8 protein-coding genes are annotated in these 21,637 nt (G+C 73.4%); 2 read left to right on the top strand and 6 right to left on the bottom strand.

Annotated features, from left to right (window positions below):
- Positions 1-101: 101 nt before the first annotated feature.
- From OG254_RS02455 to OG254_RS02430, 6 genes are read right to left on the bottom strand one after another with little or no spacing between them, the layout of a single operon-like run.
- The gene (locus OG254_RS02455; RefSeq protein WP_405576862.1) at positions 102-1,334 is read right to left on the bottom strand and encodes a cytochrome P450; all 1,233 of its coding nucleotides are present in this window, start codon (positions 1,332-1,334) and stop codon (positions 102-104) included.
- Positions 1,331-2,569, bottom strand: coding sequence for a cytochrome P450 (locus tag OG254_RS02450; RefSeq protein ID WP_405576860.1), 1,239 nt, complete (start codon positions 2,567-2,569; stop codon positions 1,331-1,333). The genes OG254_RS02455 and OG254_RS02450 overlap by 4 nt, the downstream gene beginning before the upstream one ends.
- Positions 2,570-2,574: 5 nt before the next feature.
- Entirely contained in the window at positions 2,575-3,213 is a 639-nt protein-coding gene (locus OG254_RS02445) for a GTP-binding protein (RefSeq protein WP_405576858.1), read from the bottom strand.
- Positions 3,185-3,547, bottom strand: a complete 363-nt coding sequence (locus OG254_RS02440) for a DUF742 domain-containing protein (RefSeq protein ID WP_405576856.1) — start codon at positions 3,545-3,547, stop codon at positions 3,185-3,187. The genes OG254_RS02445 and OG254_RS02440 overlap by 29 nt, the downstream gene beginning before the upstream one ends.
- On the bottom strand, positions 3,544-3,966 hold the full coding sequence (locus tag OG254_RS02435; protein ID WP_351197880.1) for a roadblock/LC7 domain-containing protein: 423 nt from the start codon (positions 3,964-3,966) through the stop codon (positions 3,544-3,546). Before OG254_RS02435 ends, OG254_RS02440 begins: the two co-directional genes overlap by 4 nt.
- Positions 3,963-5,540 (bottom strand): ATP-binding protein, encoded by a 1,578-nt coding sequence (locus tag OG254_RS02430; protein ID WP_405576853.1) that lies wholly within the window; start codon positions 5,538-5,540, stop codon positions 3,963-3,965. The genes OG254_RS02435 and OG254_RS02430 overlap by 4 nt, the downstream gene beginning before the upstream one ends.
- A 504-nt stretch (positions 5,541-6,044) precedes the next feature.
- Here OG254_RS02430 and OG254_RS02425 point away from each other — a divergent pair.
- Both OG254_RS02425 and OG254_RS02420 read left to right on the top strand, forming a co-directional pair.
- Positions 6,045-7,781 (top strand): fatty acyl-AMP ligase, encoded by a 1,737-nt coding sequence (locus OG254_RS02425; protein WP_405576851.1) that lies wholly within the window; start codon positions 6,045-6,047, stop codon positions 7,779-7,781.
- Between the two features lie 169 nt (positions 7,782-7,950).
- Positions 7,951-21,576 (top strand): SDR family NAD(P)-dependent oxidoreductase, encoded by a 13,626-nt coding sequence (locus tag OG254_RS02420; RefSeq protein ID WP_405576849.1) that lies wholly within the window; start codon positions 7,951-7,953, stop codon positions 21,574-21,576.
- The last annotated feature ends 61 nt before the right edge of the window (positions 21,577-21,637 follow it).

Here is a 21,637-nt window from a genome sequence, read left to right as displayed (position 1 = left end):
CACCGACGCGATACCCAAGCCTTGCGTCGCAGACGTAAGTTCGACTCTCCGTGGGGGCACGACCGGAACGGGGGACCGGTCGGGTCCCCACGCCCGAACGGTCATCCCCGCAAGCGCACCGGGATCTCCCGCCAGCCGAACGCGATGAACGACGGCACCTGACGCAGCTCCTCCTCGCCGACGGCCGGCCGCAGGTCGGGGAAGCGGTCGAAGAGGGCGGGCAGCGCCGTCAGCGCCTCGACGCGGGCCAGCGGCGCGCCGATACACCGGTGCACCCCGATCCCGAAGGCCATGTGGTCGTCGGCCCCGCGCGACGCGTCGAAGGTGTCGGCGTCCGGTCCGTAGTGCGCCGGATCCACACCCGCGGCGGCATACGTCGTGATGATGGCGTCCCCGGCCGCGATGGTCACGTCCCCGACTTCGATATCGCTGACGGCGAAGCGCAGGGGCAGCGAAGCGATCGACGGGTGCACCCGCAGGGTCTCGTCGATCACCGCGTCCCAGCCGATCTCCCCGGACCGTACGGCCGCCAGCTGCTCGGGATGGGTCAGCAGGGCGACGACCGCGTTGCCGATCAGATTGACCGTCGTCTCGAACCCGGCGCCGATCACCAGCAGCAGCGTGTACAGCAACTCCTCGTCGCTGAGGCGGTCGCCGTCCTCGTCCCGCACCCGGATCAGCTCGGTCGTCAGATCGTCCCCGGGGTGCTCGCTGCGATGGGCGATGAGCGCGGGCAGCACCGTACCGATCTGCTCCTGCACGAACGCGGCGTGCTCCGGACTCGGGTCGGAGGTGTCCATGATCGCGGCGATGAGGGTCGCGGTCGCCTCCTGCAACTCCTCGGGAACGCCGAACAGTTCGCAGATCATCCGCATCGGCAGGGGATGGGCGAACCCGGCCTTCAGATCGACCTCCGCATCGCCCTTGTCCAGGGCGTCGAGCAGCTCCGCGGTGATCGCCTCGACGCGCGGCCGCATCAACTCCGTGCGCCGCTGGGTGAAGCTCGGGGCGACCAGCTTGCGCAGCCGGGTGTGGTCGGCGCCGTACGTCGAGAGCATGTTGATGACGCCGACCCAGCCCAGGATCCAGGCCCAGGAGGGGTGTTCGCCGATCTCGGGCCACAGCCGCCAGTGCTGCCGGGGATCCTTGCTGACCCGGGGATCGAGGATGAGTTCCTTGAGCGTGTCGTAGCCCGTCGGCGCCCACGCGGGGATGCCGCCCGGCAGCTCCACGGGCACGAGCGGGCCGAGGGCACGCAGCCGGGCGCTCTCGCCGGGGATGTCGGCGCCGAACGGGTCGATGGCGAGGCGGTCGGTGCGGTCGGTCACGGTCACGACGGAACTCCTGGCTGGTCGGGGGAGCGAGGGCTGAACCGGACGGGCAGCGAGGTCAGCGAGCGATGGAAGGGGCCGGGCCGCCAGGTCAGGCGCTCCCGGGGCAGCACCGGCTCCAGGTCGGGCAGCCACTGCGTGAGCCGCTCGATCGCCTCGGTGGCGATGAGCAGCGTGTGCTGCCGCACCGGGCAGGCGTGCGGGCCCGCCGACCACGACAGATGCGAGGCGTCCCGGGGATGGCGCCCGCTGGTGACCTCCCGCTCGGTGAAGTGTGCGAGTGCCCCGTAGGACACGACCACCGGCACCGCGGCTCTGATCCACGCGCCATGGAAGGACACAGGGCTGCGCGCGTAGTGGATGCCGTAGTTGGCGAGCGGCGTCTCGTGGTGCAGTACCTCCACCACCGCGTCCGTCACCGGGCGGGCCCCGCTGGTCAGGGTGGAGTAGTACAGCGGGTTGCCGAGGATGCGGGAGAGCGCGTTCGACACCAGGTTGGCCGTCGGCTCGTGGCCGGCGCCGAGGGTGAGGAACACCTGCCAGGTGACCTCCTCGGGGGTGAGCCCGGCGGGGTGGTCCAGCAGGCGGCTCGGCAGGTCGTCGCCCCGCTGCTCGGTCTTGGCCGCGATCAGCTCCAGTACGTAACCGCCGAACTCCGCCTCGCCCTCGGCCGCTTCGGCGCCGCCCTCCATCATCTTGCCCAGCGCCGCGTTGAGCCGGTCGCTGTCGCTGTCGGGCAGCCCGAAGAGGCTGTTGAACACCAGCGCCATCAGCGGCCGCGCGAAGTCGGTCACCAGATCGGCCTCGCCCTGCGGCCCGAACCGGCCGACCAGCACCCGCACCGCCCGGTGCACCCGGGTCCGCAGGTCGTGCGGCTCGATCCGGTCGAAGGTGTCGATCAGCGAGGCGCGGTAGCGGACATGGGCCGCCCCGTCGGCGAACAGGGAGTTGGGCCGCCAGCGCATCATGCCGAGGACCGGCGAGTCGTCGGCGACCGTGGCCTCCCACGGCCGCGGATCGTGCGAGAACGTGTCCGAGTCGCGCAGCAGATCCAGCGCCGCCCGCCGGTCGGTGACGACGTACGCCGGCACACCCGGCGCCAACTCGGCCCAGCCGACCGGGCCCTGGGCGCGCAGGGCGTCGTAGTAGGGGTACGGATCCAGAGCGAAGCCGTCCTCCCACAGCCGCACGGGCTCCGAGCGGGAGAAGGCCTGCCGGTCGGGGGAGTGGGTGGTCATCCGGGTCACCGGTCCTCCGGAGTGTGACGGTCGATCAGGTGCTGGACCAGCGCGAGCAGCGCGTCGACCGACGAGTCGGCGTCGCGCGCGTCACACGTCACCATCGGTGTGCCCGCCGCCAGGTCCAGGGCGGCGCGCAGCTGTTCCTCCGTGTGGTGCCGGGGGGAGTCCGGAAAGGCGTTGAAGGCGACCGCGTACGGCAGCCCCGACTCCTCCACCAGCCCCAGTACGTCGAACGACGCGTCGATGCGACGGCTGTCGACCAGGACGAGCGCCCCCAGCGCGCCGTAGGCGATGTCGTCCCACAGTGCCCGGAACCGCTCCTGCCCGGGCGTGCCGAACAGATACAGCACGACTCCGCCCGGCAGGCTGATCCGGCCGAAGTCGACGGCGACGGTGGTCGTCGCCTTGTCGCGCACCCCGGCCAGATCGTCCAGCGGCGCGGACGCCTCGCTGATCGGCTCCTCGGTGTGCAGCGGCCGGATCTCGGAGACGGAACCGATCAGGGTCGTCTTGCCCACCCCGAACGGGCCGGCGACCAGGATCTTGACCAGGTCACGGGCGGTGTCCGGCAGATGGATGTCCCCGGTCGCGGGCGGGGCGTCGCCGGTGGTGCTAGGTGTGCTTGAGGGCGCGAAGGCCATCGGCCACTCTCTTCAGCAGGTCGGGGTCGAAGCGTTCGGCGGGCGGGATCGGCGCGCGGGACGACGCCAGTTCCCGGTCGAGGAGCTCACCCGCGAGGACGCGTACGGCGGACACGGGCAGCCGCAGCAGCGCCGCCGCCTCCACCACCGTGAGCGAACCGTCGTCGAGGGCGTCCAGCAGGGCGAGTTGGGCGGCGGGCAGACCGGCGGGCGCGGCCGCGCCGGTGCTGCTGAGCACCGACAGCCGCTCCAGATGGGGGCGGCTGGGCCGGGCCACGCCGCCGGTCGACAGATACGCGGGAACCAGGGGGCGGCCGCCACGGCGGCCGGTCATGCCGACGCGCCGCCGTCGGCACCTCGGGGCGCGGCGGCCATCGCCTTCTCACCCAGCCGCGCCACCTGCGAGTGCACCCGGTGCGCGAGCATGTCCAGGCGCACCTCCGCGTCCCCGTACGCGGCGACACAGGAGCCGTGGTCGGTCGGCACGATCAGCACGTACCCGTGGTCGGACTCGATCACGACCTGCCGTACCTCGGCCCGTTCCCGGTCGGCGAACGCGGCGGCCGCCGTACGGCACGCCCCCTGCACGGTGCTGGTGATCGCGGCCACCCGCTCGGCCGACGGCTGGGTGAGCGCGTCCGTGTACCCCGTCACCAGCCCGTCCCGCGTGAGCAGTACGGCGGCCACCACATGCGGCACCTGCAGGATCGGTTCGAGCACCCAGGCCGTGTCTCCCGCGTCGCGGCTGGTCATCGAGCCGTTCCCCTTTCGTGGTCGTGATCACGTTCGGTCTGATCGGTGTCCTGTGCGACGGCTTCGTCCCGTCCGCGATCCGCTCGCAGGGGCTGCGGTACGGCGGTGGAGGCGTCGTCGCCGCCGGACTCACCGGCCGCGCTGCGGGCCGCCGCGGTGCCGGCCTGCAGCGCACCCAGCGCGGCCGCGGCCTGCTCGGGGCGGCGCTCGGCGGGTCTCGGCGCGGGCGCGTCGTCGGACGGGGCGGCCATCCGCGTACGGCGCCGGCGCTGCGGCAGACCGCCGGTGTCCCGTGGCCCGTGATGCCCTGACACGGCGTCGGAGGCGTCGTCGTGCTCGGCGCCGTATCCGTGGGTGGCGGCGGGGAGTTCGGTGGGGGAGGCGGTGGACGTGTGCTGCCGTGCGTCGGGGGACGCCTCGCCTCGGGTGTCGCCGGTCGCCTCGTCGCGGGTGTCCTGCGCGCTCGGGGTGTCCTCGGTACCCCGCGTGTCCCGGCCGGCCGGGCGGGTGGAGCGGGGCGCGCTGGCCGCGGGAGGTCGCTCGTCGGGGTCGACATGGCTGAGCAGGTGGCTGTCGACCCGCAGCACCGCCCGCACGCCGCCGTAGGGCGACGGCGAGGACAGATCGACGCTCAGATCGAACTGCCGGGTCAGCTGCCCGATCGCGGCGAGACCCATGCGCGGCGGATCGCCCAGCTCGGTCAGGAGGATCGGGTCGGAGCCCGCCACCAACCGCTGCGCGCGGGCGCGTTCGTCCTGGGTCATGCCCAGGCCCGCGTCGTCCACCGTGACACAGACGCCGTGATGGACGTGCTCCAGGTTGACCACGATGTCGGTGTCCGGAGCGGAGTGCCGCAGGGCGTTGTCGAGAAGTTCGGTGACGATGATCGCGACCGGCTCCACCGCGTGGGAGACGAGCCCGGTGCCCGCGGTGAGGTGGTTGTGGATCCGGATCCGGTGATAGCCGGCGAGCCGGGCCTGGCCGCCGGTCACCGCGTCCACCAGGTGCGACTCCTCGCGGGCGAGCCCGACCCAGGCCCCGCACACCACGGCGGCGACCTGCGCCCGGCGCAGCGACTGCTCGTTCTCGTGGTCGAGTTGGAACAGCGTCTGCGTCAACTCGGGGTCGTCGTACTTCTGCTGAAGTCCGCGCAGCGCGTCCTGGAGCCGGTACAGGGCCGCCTGGATCTCACGTGTCGCCCCGCGCATGCCCGCCTGTGCGGCGGCGTCGATGCGGGTGCGCTGCGCGACCAGCTCGACGCGCAGCCCGCCCAGCACGTGCTCCAGCGCCGGACCCACGGGTGAGTCGGCGGTCTGCGGATGCAGGGGACCCGGCACGGGGACATGGAGATGCGTGAGCTGCTGGGCGGCGGCCGGAACACGCCGGGCCGCCAGATGCTCGATCTCGGCCGTGAACGCCTTCACCGCTCCGTCGAGTTGCCGGCGCAGCGCGTCGATCTCGGCGCGCTGGCGCGCCTGTTGTCGCTGTGCCCGCAGCAGCCCGCCGCCCAAGGCGAGTGCGGACAGCATGCCGACGGCGAGACCGCCGGTCGCCAGGTCCGGTAATTCGATCATCGAGTCGGTTTCCAGAGGTCGGTCGGGGCAGTCGGGCAGGGCTGGTTCCGAGGGCCGTCGGGAGGGCCCGCTCGCAGCACAGTACACACCGTCATCGACCGATCTCGCACGGTGGACGGATACTTCGCTTCGAAAGTGAAGGGACTCTGCTCACTTCTGCGCGGACTGTCTGAATTGCCATACAGCAGGCCGGAGTTGGCGTCTCGAGCGGCGTGTTACGGCGTGTTGGGGGACCCCTGCTGCGTCAACCCGCTATGGATACGTAGGGTTTACTTACGTTCGGCCAGTCGAACTCCGGAGAGTTGCTATGGTGCTACTCACCGGTAGCAAGCCGGACGGGGGGATGCCGGGGGTCGGCACAGCGGTGCCGTGACCCCTGGGCGGGTCGTCGAGACGGACGTTCGGCAAGGGGGCCGGACCGACCGAGGCGTCCGCACCCTTCCAGCACCTGGCCGCGAACTGAAGGTTCGTCGCCCATCGATGCAGACAGGTGAGACTCGCAACATGGTTCGATCCCTGGTCGATCTGCTGTCCCAGCACGCCGCCCACAACCCCGACCGAACCGCCTACCGCTACCTCGCGACCGGCGACCCCGACGGCGAGATCCAGGAGATCTCCTACGGCCGTCTCGCCGAGCGCTCCCGGGCCGTCGCCGCCTGGCTCCAGGAGCGCGGCCTCGCCGGCACCCGCGCCATGCTGCTGTACCCGCCCGGCCCGGAGTTCATCTGCGGCTACCTCGGCTGCCTCGCGGCCGGGGTGGTCGCCGTGCCGGGCGTCCCGCCCCAGGGCCGCACCCAGAACCACCGCGCCCTGACCCGGATGAAGCGGCTCATCGCCGACGCCGACGCCAAGGTGATCCTGGGCGGACGCGAGGTGATCAACGCCCTGTCCGGCCTCGCGGAACACCTGCCCGAACTCGCCGACGTCACCTGCGTGGCCACCGAGGACCTCCCCGACGAGGCGGCCGCCTCCTGGCGCGAGCCCGACCTCACCGCCGACTCCGTCGCCTTCCTCCAGTACACCTCCGGCTCCACCTCCGCCCCGCGCGGCGTGATGGTCACCCACGGAAACCTGCTGGACAACGAGCGCGTCATCACCGAACGCATGGGGCACACGCCGGATGTCCTCGAGGAATACGGCCACGAGATGTTCGTCAGCTGGCTGCCCGTATACCACGACATGGGCCTCATAGGCCCGGTCCTCAACACCGTGTACCTCGGCGCGACCGCCACCCTCTTCTCGCCGCTGCACTTCCTCCAGCGGCCCGAGCGATGGCTGACCGCGATCAGCCACTACCGCCCGCACACCAGCGGCGGCCCCAACTTCGCGTACGAGCTCTGCCTCAAGCACGCCACCCCCGGACTCCTCGACGGCCTCGACCTCAGCAGCTGGAAGGTCGCCTTCAACGGCGCCGAACCCGTACGCGCCGCCACCCTGCGCCGCTTCACGGACACCTTCGCCCCGGCCGGATTCCGCCGCGAGGCCCTCTACCCCTGCTACGGCCTCGCCGAGGCCACCCTGATGGTCACCGGCAGCACGGTCCACACCCCGCCCACCCTGCTCCAGGCCCCCGAAACCGGCCCGCACGCCGGCCAGTGGGACGCCGCGGCCGTCAGCTGCGGCCGCCCGGGGCCCGAGGTCACCGTCGCCATCGCCGACCCCGAACGGCACGAGGAACTGCCCGAGGGCGAGACCGGCGAGATATGGGTGCGTGGCGCGAGCGTCGCCAAGGGCTACTGGCGCAACGCGCTCGCCACCCGCGAGACCTTCCGCGCCACCCTGACCGGCCACGACGGCCGCTTCCTGCGCACCGGCGATCTCGGATTCCTGCGCGACGGCGAGCTGTTCGTCACCGGCCGCCTCAAGGACCTCATCGTCATCGACGGCCGCAACCACTACCCGCAGGACCTGGAACTCACCGCCGAGATGGCCCACCCCGCCCTGCGCCCCGGCTGCACCGCCGCGTTCTCCGTCGACGGGGCCGAGGAGGGAGCGGTCGGCGGCGAACAGGCCGTCCTGATCGCCGAGATCGCCCCGGACGCGGCCTCCGAGGCCGAGAAGATCATCGACGTCGTCCGCAGCGGCATCGGCGAGGCCCACGGCGTGTCCGTGCGCGACGTCGTCCTGGTCCAGCCGGGCACCATCCCCAAGACGTCCAGCGGCAAGATCCAGCGCCGCGCCTCCCGGGCGGCCTACCTGGAGGGCAAGCTCGCCGTGATCGCCGCGCCCGCCGTGAGCTGACACCGCCCGCCATCACCTGACGTCGCCCGCCGCCCCGCCCGCCCGCTCGTCGCACGCCGCGCGCATCCGCCGTACGGACGGCAGCAGCGGCCGTACCGGCACGCGAGCTCCATGGGTCGTACGGCCACCGCCCCGCCCTTTGCCGAAATCCACGAGGACACCTGTCTAGATGCCTGCGCACGAGTCCCCGAAGCAGTCCACCGAGCCGTCCCCGACCACTGCGGAGGGCGTGCGGATCTGGCTGGCGTCGACCGTCGCCGAGGCGGCCGGGCTCGACCCGCTGGCCGTCGACCCGGACCGGCCGATCGCCGAATTCGGGCTCGGATCACGGCAGTTGGTGACTCTGGCGGCCGAGCTGTCCGCGTCGACCGGCCGGACCCTGGACCCCTCCCTGGTGTTCAACCACCCCACCATCGCCGCCCTCTCCGAGGCGGTGTTCGCCGACCCGCCCACACCCGCGTCGGTGGCGGCCGCGCCGCCCGGCGAGGCGCCCGCGCGGGCCGACGACGACATCGCCATCATCTCCATGGCCTGCCGGTTCCCCGGCGGCGCCGACAACCCCGAGGCGCTGTGGCGGCTGCTGGCACAGGGCGAGGACGCCATCACCGAGGTGCCGGCGGGCCGTTGGGACACCCGGGGGCTGCACGATCCCGACCCGGAGGTCTCCGGCAAGGCCTACTCGCTGCACGGCGGCTACCTCTCCGGCATCGACCGCTTCGACGCGGCCTTCTTCGGGATATCGCCCCGCGAAGCCGCAGCCATGGACCCCCAGCAGCGGCTGCTCCTGTCGACCGGCTGGGAGGCGATCGAACGCGCCGGGATCGTCCCGGAGACGCTGAACGGCAGCTCCACGGGCGTCTACATCGGCCTGTACGACAGCGGCTACCTGGCCTCGGCCGCCCTGGACCAGCTCGACGGGCACGTCGGCACCGGCTCGGCGTCCAGCGTGGCGTCCGGCCGTATCTCCTACACCCTCGGTCTCCAGGGCCCGGCGGTCACCGTCGACACCGCCTGCTCGTCGTCCCTCGTGGCCCTGCATCTGGCGGCACGCGCCCTGGCGGGCGGGGAGTGCGACCTCGCGCTGGCCGGCGGTGCCACGCTGCTGGTGACGCCGCGCGGGCACGTCGAGTTCAGCAGGCTGCGCGGGCTGTCGCCGTCCGGGCGGTGCAGCCCCTTCTCGGCGGACGCCGACGGCGTGGTGTGGGCCGAGGGCTGCGGCGTGGTGCTGCTCAAGCGGCTGGCGGACGCGCGCCGCGACGGCGACCGGGTCCTCGCGGTGGTCAAGGGCTCGGCGATCAACCAGGACGGCCGCAGCCAGGGCCTGAGCGCCCCCAACGGCCCGGCGCAGGAACGGGTGCTGCGCGCGGCCCTCGACGCGGCCGGGCTCCAGCCGCACGATCTCGACCACATCGAGGCGCACGGCACCGGCACCAGGCTGGGCGACCCCATCGAGGGCCGCGCCCTGTCCGCGGTCTTCGGCCCCGGCCGCCCCGCCGACCGCCCCCTCGGCGTCGGCTCCCTCAAGTCCCACATCGGCCACACCCAGGCCGCGGCGGGCATCGCCGGTGTCATCAAGACCGTGCTGGCGCTCCGGCACGAGCGAATACCGGCGTCCCTGCACGCCGAGACCCCGACCGAGCACATCGACTGGGCGCACAGCGGTCTGCGCGTCCTGGACGAGGCCCACGCCTGGCCACGAGACCCCGAACGGGTACGCCGCGCCGGAGTCAGCGCCTTCGGGATCAGCGGCACGAACGCTCACGTGGTGCTGGAGGAAGCCCCCGAGGACCTGCCTCCGACACCTGCGGATCTCCCCGGCACGACCCTTTTCCCGCTCTCGGCCCGCACCCTGCCCGCACTGCGATCCCAGGCCGACCGGCTGCTCCACACCCTGGAACAGCAGCCGGAGTTGCCGCTCCCGGCCGTTTCCGCGACCCTGGCCCACCACCGCACCCACTTCGAGCACCGGGCCGTCGTCCAGGCCGGCGACCGCACGGAACTGCTCACCGCCCTGCGCGCGCTCGCCGAGGACCGGCCCGATCCCGAGCGGACCGCCGGTCCCCAACAGGCCGGGCCCACGGGCAAGGTGGCGTTCGTCTTCCCCGGCCAGGGGTCCCAATGGCCCGGCATGGCACGGGATCTCCTGGACCGCGACCCGGTGTTCGCCGACGAGCTCGACCGCTGTGACGCCGCCCTGCGCCCGTTCACCGAATGGTCGGTGACGTCCGTCCTGCGCGGCGACGCGTGCGCCCCGGGCCTGGACCGCGTCGACGTCGTCCAGCCGGTGCTGTTCGCCGTGATGGTGTCGCTGGCCGCCGTGTGGCGGGCGCGAGGCATACGGCCGGACGCGGTCGTCGGGCACAGCCAGGGCGAGGTCGCCGCCGCGTGCGTCGCCGGGGCCCTCAGCCTCAACGACGCCGCCGCGGTGGTCGCCCTGCGCAGCCAGGCGCTGACGCAGCTCTCCGGCAGCGGCACGATGGCCGTCGTCGCCCTGCCGCACACCGAGGTCGAGGCACGACTCGCCGACCACGACGACAGGATCGGCGTCGCGGCCGTCAACAGCGGCCGTTCGACCGTGATCGCCGGTGCCGTCGACGCGGTGGAGGCCCTGCTCGCCGACCTCGACCGGGAACAGGTCTTCGTCCGCCGCCTCGACGTCGACTACGCCTCCCACAGCTCCCAGGTCGAGACCGTCCGCGCCGCGATCCTCGACGAACTCGACGGCGTCACCACGTACCCCGCCTCCGTCGCCTGGTACTCCACCGTCACGGGCGAACCGGTCACCGAGGAACTCGAAGCCGACTACTGGTACACCAACCTGCGCGAACCCGTCCGCTTCGCGCCGACCGTCGAGCGCATGGTGGCCGACGGCTACCGCTGCTTCGTCGAACTCGGCCCGCACCCCTCGCTGCTCACCGCCCTGCGCACCGTCGACGAGGACCTGGTCGCCGTCGGATCGCTGCGCCGGGACGAGGACGGCCCCGCCTGCCTGGACCGCGCCGCCGCCGAACTCCATGTCCACGGACGGCGCATCGACTGGCGCCGCCCGGCCCCGCTGACCGCCCCGGTGGACCTGCCGACGTACGCCTGGGACGAACAGCGCCACTGGATCGAGCCGGCCACCTCCGCCACCGGCCCCGGCCTCTTCGACCGCGCCGCGCATCCGTTGCTCGGCATCCAGCTCCAGTCGGCGGACGAGACCCGCTGGACCTTCCGGGGCGAGTGGTCCCCGGCCACCGCCGACTGGCTGCCCGACCACACCGTCTTCGGCCGGACCGTGGTCTCCGGCACCACCCTGATGGAGCTCTGCCGCGCCGCCCTCGCCGTGGCCCGCCCCGACACCCGCGCCGACGTCACCGACCTTCTCCTCGTGGCGCCCCTCATGCTGCCGGGCACCGGCACGGTCGAGGTGTCCGTCGAGGTGGTCACCGCGGGCAACGCACCGGAGATCACCGTCCACAGCCGCCCGCGCGGCCAGGACGCCACGGACTGGACCCTGCACGCCACCGCCTCCGCCGCCGACCCGGCCGCCACCACGCCGGCCGACCAGCCACCGACCTGGCCCGAGACGGCCGAACCGGCCTGGCCCGAGGACACCTACGACCGTCTGAAGGAACTCGGCCTCGGCTACGGCCCCGCCTTCCAGGGCGTACGACAGGCCACCGCGACCGGCGACGGGACCCTGCTGGCCCGCCTCGCGCTGCCCCCCGTCGCCCGCGAAGCGGCCGACGCCTACCCGGTGCACCCGGCGCTCCTCGATGCCGCACTCCAGGTGGCCGCAGCCCTGGACGCCTCCGACCGGCGCGTACTGCTGCCGGTCGCGATGGCCCGCTGCGTCCTGCCGCCCGGCGGCGCGACGGACCTCATCGCTTCCGTACGCCGGACCGGCGGCTCCGGCACCGACGTCACCCTCGACGTCACGCTGTGGGACGCCGACGGCTTCCCGGCGGGCCGCCTGGAGGGCGTACGTCTGCGCGCCGCCAACCCGGCCGACCTGGACAGCGGGTCGGAGAACGGGCGGCACCTGTACGAGGTGGCGTGGACGGCCCTGCCGGAGCAGTCGGCCGGGACGTCCGCTGCGGGTGCCGATACGGTCCTGCGGTTCTGGCCTCGTCCCCTGGTGGAAGGTGAACCAGCCGCTGCAGCACACGAGTTGGCGGCCGAGGGGCTCGCCGAACTGCAGGCCCTGATCGCCCTCCCGCCGGACGAGGCGCCCGCGCGCACCATCTGGGTGACGCGCGGAGCCGTCGCGGCCGCCGGAGGGGACACGGTTCCGGGGCTCGCCCAGTCGGTGCTGTGGGGCCTGGCCCGTAGCGCCCGTACCGAACACCCGGACCTCGGGCTGACCCTGCTCGACATCGACATCGACATCGACATCGACATCGACATCGACATCGACATCGACAGTGGCGATCCGCTGCCCCTGTCCGCCGTGGCACACGCCGACGAGCCAGAACTCGCCCTCCGTGGAGGGCAGTTGCTCGCCCCGCGCCTGGTGCGAGCCCGTCCCGCACCGCCCGAGAGCCCCGCGAGCATCCCCGCCGAGGGAACCGTCCTCATCACCGGTGGCCTCGGCGCGGTGGGCCGCCACATCGCCCGCATGCTCGTCGAGAACGGCGCCTCTCGCCTCCTGCTGACGTCCCGTCAAGGCGCCGACGACCCTCGTGCCGCCGAAGCGGCCGCCGAACTGGCGGCACTCGGCGCCCAGGTCGAGGTCGCCGCATGTGACATCGCCGACGCGGCTGCCCTCGCGGACGTACTGGACCGCATCGGCGACGAGGCACCCCTGCGCGGCGTCGTCCACTGTGCCGGAGTTCTCGAGGACGGCGTGGTCGCCGATCTGACCCCCGACCGGCTCGCGCGGGTGCTGCGCCCCAAGGTCGACGGCGCCGCCCACCTGCACCGGCTCACCGTCGACCGGCCGCTCGATCTGTTCCTGCTGGTCTCCTCGGCGGCGGGCGTCGTCGGCAACGCCGGTCAGGCCAACTACGCGGCCGCCAACGTCTTCCTCGACCAACTCGCCCACCACCGCCGTGCTCTGGGCCTGCCCGGCGTCTCCGTCTCCTTCGGCGCATGGGCGGGGGAGGGACTCGCCGCCGAGCATGCCGACCTGGAGCGGATGGCACGCCTCGGACACCGGGCCCTCACCCCCGAGCAGGGCCGCGAACTGACCGGGCTGAGCCTGCGCCGCGACGCCGCCCACCTGGTCGCCTGGGTACTGGACCTGCCCCGGCTGAGGGCGGCCACCCCCTCCGGCGCACTGTGGCGCTCCCTGCTCCCCGCGCCGCACGCGGCCCGACCCGGCGGCCACACCCTGGCCGACCGGCTGGCCCGGCTGCCGGAGCCTGAACGTGCCGCGCGCGTCCTCGCCCTGGTCCGCGAGGAGGCGGCGCACGCGCTCGGCCTGCGTTCCGCGGAATCCGTCCGCTCCGACCAGCCGCTGCGCGACCTCGGCATGGACTCCGTGACGGCCGTCGACCTGCGCAACCGCATCAGCACCCGCATCGGCACCAAGCTCCCCGCCACGCTCCTCTTCGACCACCCCACACCGACCCGCCTCACCGACTACCTGCTGGCCGGTGTCCTGGCGGCGACGGCCCGCACACCGCACAAGACCGCGCCTGCACCCGCACCGTCCTCCGACGAGCCGGTGGCGCTGGTCGCCATGGCCTGCCGTCTGCCCGGCGGCGTGCGCGACCCGGAGGGCCTGTGGCGCCTCGTCGCGGAGGGCCGGGACGCGGTCGGGCCCTTCCCGGCGGGGCGCTGGGACGTCGAGTCGCTGTACGACCCGGACCCGGACGCACTCGGCAAGTCCTACGCCCGCGAGGGCGGCTTCCTGGACGACATCGAATCCTTCGACGCCGGCTTCTTCGGCATCACCCCGAAGGAAGCCGCGGCCATGGACCCGCAGCAGCGACTGCTGCTGGAGACGGTCTGGGAGTCTCTGGAGCGCGCCGGAATCGTGCCGGCCGATCTCGCGGGCAGCACGACCGGCGTGTACGTCGGGATGTTCGGCAGCGACTACCTGTCCGGCACCCGGCTCGACCAGCTCGACGGATACGTCGGCACGGGTTCCGCCCTCAGCGTGGCCTCGGGGCGGCTCGCGTACACCCTCGGGCTGGGCGGGCCCGCGCTAACGGTCGACACCGCCTGCTCGTCGTCGCTGGTCGCCGTCCATCTGGCGGCGCAGGCGCTGCGCGCGGGCGAGTGCGATCTGGCGCTCGCCGGCGGTGTCACGCTGATGGTGACGCCGCAGACCTTCGTCGAGTTCAGCCGGCTGCGGGGGCTGTCCCCGACGGGCCGCTGCCGCTCCTTCTCGGACGGCGCCGACGGCGCGATCTGGGCCGAGGGCGCCGGGATGGTCGTACTGAAGCGACTGAGCGACGCTCGGCGGGACGGCGACCGGATCCTGGCCGTGCTGCGCGGCACCGCCGTCAACCAGGACGGCCGCAGTCAGGGCCTGTCCGCGCCGAACGGCCCCGCGCAGGAGCAGGTGATCCGGCGCGCGCTGGAGCAGTCCGGACTGCGGCCCGAGGACATCGACTTCGTCGAGGCGCACGGCACGGGCACGACCCTCGGCGACCCGATCGAGGCGAACGCCCTCACCGAGGTCTTCGGTGCCTCCCGCACCGAGGGGCGCCCGCTCCACCTCGGCTCGCTGAAGTCCAACGTCGGGCACACCCAGGCCGCTTCGGGCGTGGTCGGTCTGATCAAGGTCGTGCAGTCCCTGCGCCACCAGACCCTCCCGCGCACCCTGCATGCCGACACGCCCAGCCGGCACGTCGACTGGGCGGACAGCGGACTGAATCTGCTGCGGGAGGAGGTGGCCTGGCCCGCGTCGGCGGATCGGGTGCGCCGGGCGGGCGTGAGCGCGTTCGGGATCAGCGGCACCAACGCGCATGTGATCGTGGAGGAAGCCGAACCCGCGGTCGGGTCCGAGACCGCCGACCTCCCCTTGGGACAGCACCTGTTCGTCCTGTCCGGCCGCAGCGAGACGGGCCTGCGCGGACAGGCCGCCGCACTGGCACGCCACTTCGCCGACGACCCCGCCGAACTGCCGGACATCGCACACACCCTGGCCCGCCACCGCAGCCACTTCGAGAGGCGTGCCGCGGTCGTGGCCGAGGACCGGGACGAACTGCGCGCCGTGCTGGCCGAGTTGGCCGCCGGGCGGATCCCGCTTCCCCCGCCCCGGGAGGAGCACACGGGCAAGGTCGCCTTCGTCTACTCCGGCCACGGCGGTCAGTGGCCCGGCATGGGCCTGGACCTGATGGGGGAGTCGGAGGCGTTCCGCGAGGAGCTGACGCGGATCGACGAGGCGGTGCAGCGGCACGCCGGCTGGTCGGTGCTCAACGCGCTGCGGGCGCCGGAGGAGTTCTCCCCGCTGGAGCGGACCGAGTACCTGCAGCCTGCGTTGTTCGCCGTCAACGCGAGCCTGACGGCCGCGTGGCGCTCGCTCGGCGTCACCCCGGACGCCGTGACCGGGCACAGTCTGGGCGAGATCGCCGCCGCGTACAGCGCCGGCGCCCTCACCCTGGACGACGCCGTGGCCGTGGTGACCGGGCGGGCCCAAGCGGTCGTACCGGTCGCGGGCAAGGGCGGCATGCTGTCCCTGGACCTGCCGCGCCCCCGGGTCGAGGAACTGCTCGCCCCGTACGCCGGCCGGCTGTTCGTGGCCGCCGTCAACAGCCCGCACTCCACAGCGGTTTCGGGCGACGGCGACGCGCTGGCCGAGCTGCGGCGCAGCCTCGACGAGCAGGGCATCGACGCCCGCTCGCTGTCGACGCCGTTCGCCTCGCACACCCCGCTGATGGCCCCGCTGCGCGACGAACTGCTCGACCGCTTCTCCGGCAGCCGGGGCACGCACACCCCGACCCCGCTGTACTCGACGGTGCTGGCCGAGCCGGTGCCGGGCGAGCGCCTGGACCCCGAGTACTGGTACGCCAACCTCAGCGAACCCGTCCGCTTCGCGGACACCGTCCGGCGCATGCTGGACGACGGCTACCGCTACTTCGTCGAGCTCAGCCCGCACCCCTCGCTCGGCTCGTCCATCGAGGCGGTGGCGGCCGAGACCGGCATCGACGCGGTGAGCGTCGGCTCGCTGCGCCGGCAGCGGGGCGGGCGGGACGTACTGCTCGACCGGCTGGCGGAGTTGTACACGGCCGGGCACACGCCCCACTGGCCGGCGCTGTTCCCGGCGGGCCGCCGCGTCGACCTGCCGACCTACGCCTTCGCCCGCGAACGCCACTGGCTCGCACCCGCACCGGCCACCGCGACCGGCGCCTCGCCGCTCCTGGGCACGCACGTCCAGGCCAGCGACGAAGCCGACCGGCACCTCTTCCAGAGCGAGGTGGACCTGCGCGACAGCCGCTTCGCCTATCTGACCGACCACCGCGTGACCGGCGAGGTGTGGCTGCCCGGCGCCGCCTTCCTCGGCATGGCCCTGGAGGCCGCGTCCGCCGTGCAGGACGGCGGGGACGTACGGCTCGCCGACGTCAGGTTCCTCAAGCCGCTGCGCCTGGACGAGTCCCGCCCGACGCGGCTGCAACTGGTCCTGCGCCCCGCCACCGACGGCACCCGGGACTTCACCATCGCCTCGGCCCCGGCCGGCGCCGGACATTCCGCGACCTGGGAACGCCACGTCACCGGACGCATCACCGTCACCGCCGAAGAACCCTCGGCCCCACCCGTCGCCGACCCGGGCGAGTCGCTCGCCGCGCTGCGGGACCGCTGCACCGAGCAGGTCGACCTGCCGGCCGTCTACGGCACTCTCGCCACCCTCGGCATCGAGTACGGCCCCGCCTTCCGCGGCCTGGAGTCGGGCCACCGCGCTCACTCCGCCGGCCTCGCCCGACTCGCCGACAAGCCCGCCGCCGGTCATCTGCTCCACCCGGCCGTCCTCGACGCCGCCTTCCACACGGCCGCGCTGCCCGGCGACGCGCCCCAGGGAAGGGCCTTCGTGCCCGCCGGAGTCGGTCGCCTCCGCCACACCGGGCTGCGCACCACCCCCGCGTGGGTGGCGTGCGAGCTGCGGTCCGTGTCCGGCGACGGCGCGACACTGGACCTTCGTCTGTACGACGACACGGACCGGCTGATCCTGGAGGCCGAGGAGTTCGCGCTGGCCGCGCTCTCCCCGCTGGACGGAGCGCTCTTCGAGCCCCGCTGGCAGCCGCGTCCGATCGCCGACGAGCCGTTCGCAAAGGGAAGTTGGCTCATCCTGGCCGATGATTCCGGCATGGCGGCCGAACTGGTCGAGCGGCTGGACACGTCGGTGCCGTATGTGATCGCCCGCAGGGGCGAATCCTTCGCCGCCGAGGGGCCCGGCCGCTATGTCCTCGACCCGGCAGACCCGCAGCACCTGGCCCGTCTCCTCGACGAGGCCTTCGCGAGCGAGCCGCCCGAGCGAGTCGTGCAGTTGTCCGCTCTCGACGCACCCGCGATCGAGGACGACCGCACGGCGGAGGAAGCGGCCCGGCTCTGCTGCCTGAGCACCCTGCACCTGGTGCGGACGCTCGCCGACCGGACGCAGGGCGCGGCACCCCGCCTCTTCGTCGTCGTACGGGGCAGCCAGGCGGCCGGTGACAGCACGCAGGTGACGCACCCGCAGCAGGCCCTCGGCTGGGGCTTCGGCCTCGCCGTGGCGCAGGAGTACCCGGAGCTGCGGACCACCCTCGTCGACCTGCCGCCGACGGACGGCGCCGACGCCCTGTGGACCCAGCTCCGGCACGCGGACGACGAACGGCTCGTGGCGCTGCGCGGGGACGGGCGACTGGTACCCCGCCTGACCCGCACCCGCCCCGACGACGCCGGACACGGTGCGACCTCTCCGGACGGGGCGTACCTGATCACCGGTGGTCTGGGCGGACTCGGTCGGGTCGTCGCCGAGCGGCTGGTCCGCCGGGGCGCCCGGCGGCTGGCCCTGATGAGCCGCGGCGCGCCGAACGCGGACGCCGTGGGCTGGATCCGCCGACTCGAAGAGCGCGGCGTGAGCGTGCACCTGGCCCGCGCGGACGTCGCCGACCGCGAGGGTCTGACCGTCGCCCTGGACGCCGTACGGCGGGCGCTCGGCCCCATCGCCGGGGTCGTGCACGCGGCCGGTGTCCTGGACGACGCCACGGTCGCCAACCTGACCGACGAGCGGGTCCTGCGCGTCCTCGCCCCCAAGGTCCTGGGCACCGCCCTGCTCACCGAACTGACCCCGGACGCGTCGGACTTCGTCCTGTTCGCGTCGGCGGCCGGTCTGCTGGGCTCGGCCGGACAGAGCCCCTACTCGGCGGCCAACGCCTTCCTCGACGCCTGGGCCCACCACCTGTCCCGTGCGGACCGTCGGGCGCTGAGCCTGGACTGGGGTGCCTGGTCGGGCGTCGGCATGGTGGCCGAGTCCGGCACCCGCGAGTCCGAGACGGCCCGCTCGGGCCTGGTCGCGTTCTCCGCGCAGGACGGCGGAGAGCTCTTCGAGCGGGTCCTCGGCACGGCCCGCCGCCAGCTCGCACCGCTCGCCCTGGACTGGGAGATGCTGGCCCTCGATCCCGATGCCGCCCGCACCCGCCCGATCCTCGCCGACCTGATCACCCTGCCCACCGGGACGCCCGGTTCGGACGACCTCGTCAAGAAGGTGTTCGCGGCGGCCACGGCCACCGAGCGGACCGCGCGACTGGAGGCATACGTGCGCGCCAGGGTCGGCGAGGTCGCCGGCGGTGTGGTCCGGGTGTCGGCGACGACCGCCCTGAAGGAACTCGGCCTCGACTCCCTCATGCTCGTGCGCCTGCGCAACGCCTTCGCCCGCGAACTGGGCGTCGAACTCCCCGCCGCCACCGTCTTCTCGGCCGCCGACATCCGCGGCCTCGCCCAGGCGCTCGGCACGGCACTGCCCGAACGGGAGACCACGGCGCGGCGGGAGCCGGAGCCCCCGACGGAGGTTCCGGCCACCGAACAGCACCCCGCCACCCGCGACGTCGTACGCCTGCTGCGCAGCGCCCAGCCCGGCATGCCCGACGCGGCCCACGCCGTCGGACTCGCCGTACGCCTGACGACGCCCACCACCCGCGAGGCCCTCACCGGCATCCTCAACCGCCTCACCGCACGTCACGCGGCCCTGCGCACGGCCATCGTCACCGCCGCGGAAGGCGGACGGCGGCTGCGGGTGGACCGCGAACTGCCGGAACCGCCCCTGCGGTGGACGGTCGTACCGGACGGCACCGCCCTCGACGCCGCCGACGGGCTGCGCGAGCTCCTGGAGCCACCGTTCGACCTCGCTGCCCCGCCGCTGTGGCGATTCGAGCTGCTGGACGGCGGCGAGCGCGGCCAGATCCTGGTCTACGGCGCCCACCACGCCGTCAGTGATCTCCAGTCGCTGCTGCTGGTGGCCGGCGAGATCGACGCCGAGCTGTCCGGTGACACGCTCGGCGACCACCTCACCAATCGCGACGTCCACCTGCTGATCGAGGCCCAGCGAACCGACGAGCAGGCCGGCGGGAGCACCGACGCGGCCGACTGGCGCACGGTGTTCCAGGACAGCGCACGCCTCGACCTGACCCTGAGCCGGCCGCGCCCGCAGACCCGTTCGTACCGCGCCGGCAGCGTCACCGTGCCGATCCCCGACGGGCTGATGGACCGGATCTCGGCCGCCGCGAGCCGCCTGGCCGTGACACCCGCCGCGTTCTGCCTCGGCACCCTGACCGTCCTGCTGGCACGGAAGCGCGAGCGTGAACGTTTCGTCCTCGCCGTGCCCGTGGACACCCGCATCCACGCCGACGCCTACGACGCGCTGGGCTTCTTCGGAGTGCCGGTGCCCTTCCCCGCCGAGGCGAACCCGGACGAGCGGATCGAGGAGGTGCTGCGCCGCACCGACGGCCGGCTGGAGAGGGTGCTGACCAAGGGCGCGATGTTCTCCGACGTGCTGCCCGTGCTGGCCCGACAGGGCCTGTACCGGGCCAACGCGCCGCTGGTCGAGGTGTACTTCAACTACGTACGAGCGGCACGCGGGCTGACCGGCCTGGAGGTGCTGCCGGCCGGTACGGGCTACTCCGACCTCGACCTGATGATCACCATGACCCCGGACGCGGGCCGGATCCGCCTCGACCACAACCTCGACATCCTGGACGCCGCCACGACCACGGAGTTGGGCGAGGAGCTGCTGAGCCTGCTCGCGCAGGCGGCCGAGGATCCGTCGGGGGCGGTGCGCACGACGACGACCACCACTGAGAGCTCCTCGCTCGCCCTCGCCGCCACCTTCGCCCTCGGCAACCTGCCGCTGATGTGCGAGACGGCGATCGACGCCTCGGTGAGCGACGGCAGCGTCACGACCGTCACGGAGGCCCCGTACCACCACGTCCTGGCCGCCCTGCGCGACCCGTCCGGAGTCTTCGCCGACCCGGCCACGACTGAGGGCGTCGTCCTCCTGCGGGCGACGGACCTGCAACGCTTCGGCCCGCTCGACGACCAACTGCTGGCCGAACTGCGCACCGCCTACCCGGCCGCACTGCGTGCGGTCGCCGAGCACAGCCGGGGGCCGCTGGTCGTCGGCCTCCTGCCCACGGCCCAGGAGGAGGACCGACTCAGCCGGTGGGAACAGGACATCGCCGCCGAACTGGCCGACGTGCCCGGCATCGCCGTCCTCGGCCCCGAGGACTTCACGCGCCACCACCCCGTCGAGGAACCCTTCGACGAGCGCACCGAACGCCTGGCCCACCTCCCGTTCACCCCGCATTTCCAGGCAGCCGTCGCCCTCCGCCTCGCCGAGGTCGTCCGGGCCGTTCGGCGCCCGGCGCCGAAGGTGATCGCGGTCGACGGCGACGAGACCCTGTGGGGCGGCGTGGCCGGGGAGATCGGACCCGAGGCCGTGGACTTGACCGGCTCGCGCGCCCTGCTCGCACGCCGGCTGCTCCAGTGGCGCTCGGCGGGCGCGCTGCTGGTCCTGGTCAGCAACAACGACGAGGACACCGTCCGCGCCGTACTGGACCGCCCGGACAGTCCGCTGAAGGCGGAGCACTTCAGCGTGCTCTCGGCGGCCTGGGGCCCGAAGCCCATCCGCCTGGCCGACGCGGCACACACACTCAACCTCGGCCTGGACAGCTTCCTGTTCCTCGACGACAACCCGGCCGAGATCGCCAAGATGCGCGCCGCACTGCCGCAGGTGCTGTCGGTGACCTGCCCGGTGGCCGACGAACTCCCCGGGTTCCTCGGCCGGTTGTGGCCGCTGGTCCCCGCGGCGGCGACCGCCGAGGACGCGCTGCGGGCGCGGTTCTACACACAGGAGCGGGAGCGGGACGCCGTCCGGGAACAGGCCGGCTTCGAGGAGTTCCTGGAACAGCTGGAACTGGAGGTCGACGTCCGGGCCCTCTCCGACGCCGACGTGCAGCGTGCGGAGCAACTCGTGCGCCGCACCAACCAGTTCACACTTCGTGCCCGCTCCGCCGACGGCGGCGACGTCGCCCGGTGGCGCGAAGACGGCGAGATCTGGACGGCGACGGCCCGTGACCGCTTCGGCGACTACGGCCAGATCGGCCTTCTCGCCGTACGCCACGACGGCGACCAACTCGACGTCCTGGCCTGGCTGATGAGCTGCCGTGCACTGGGCCGAGGCGTCGAGGAACGCCTGCTGCAATGGCTGGCCGACCGAGCCGAGGAACTGCACTGCGCCAAGATCCGCCTGACCGCGGAACGCACGCCGCGCAACACCCCGGCCCGCCGTGTCCTGTCGGCACTGGGCGGCGGCGAGCAGGACGACGACCACCTGGAAGCGGTGGTCACACCGGAGCACCTCAGGACGTTCCGCTCCTGGCGGCGGCAGTGACGGTCCGGGACGTGCGCGAGAACGCGCGAACAGCAGCGAGGAAAGGGCAGGGCAACACCGT

This window comes from Streptomyces sp. NBC_01092 (assembly GCF_045039535.1).
Lineage (GTDB): Bacteria > Actinomycetota > Actinomycetes > Streptomycetales > Streptomycetaceae > Streptomyces.
Note: the sequence above shows the minus strand (reverse complement) of the source record. Positions and strands in the feature narration are given on the sequence as shown.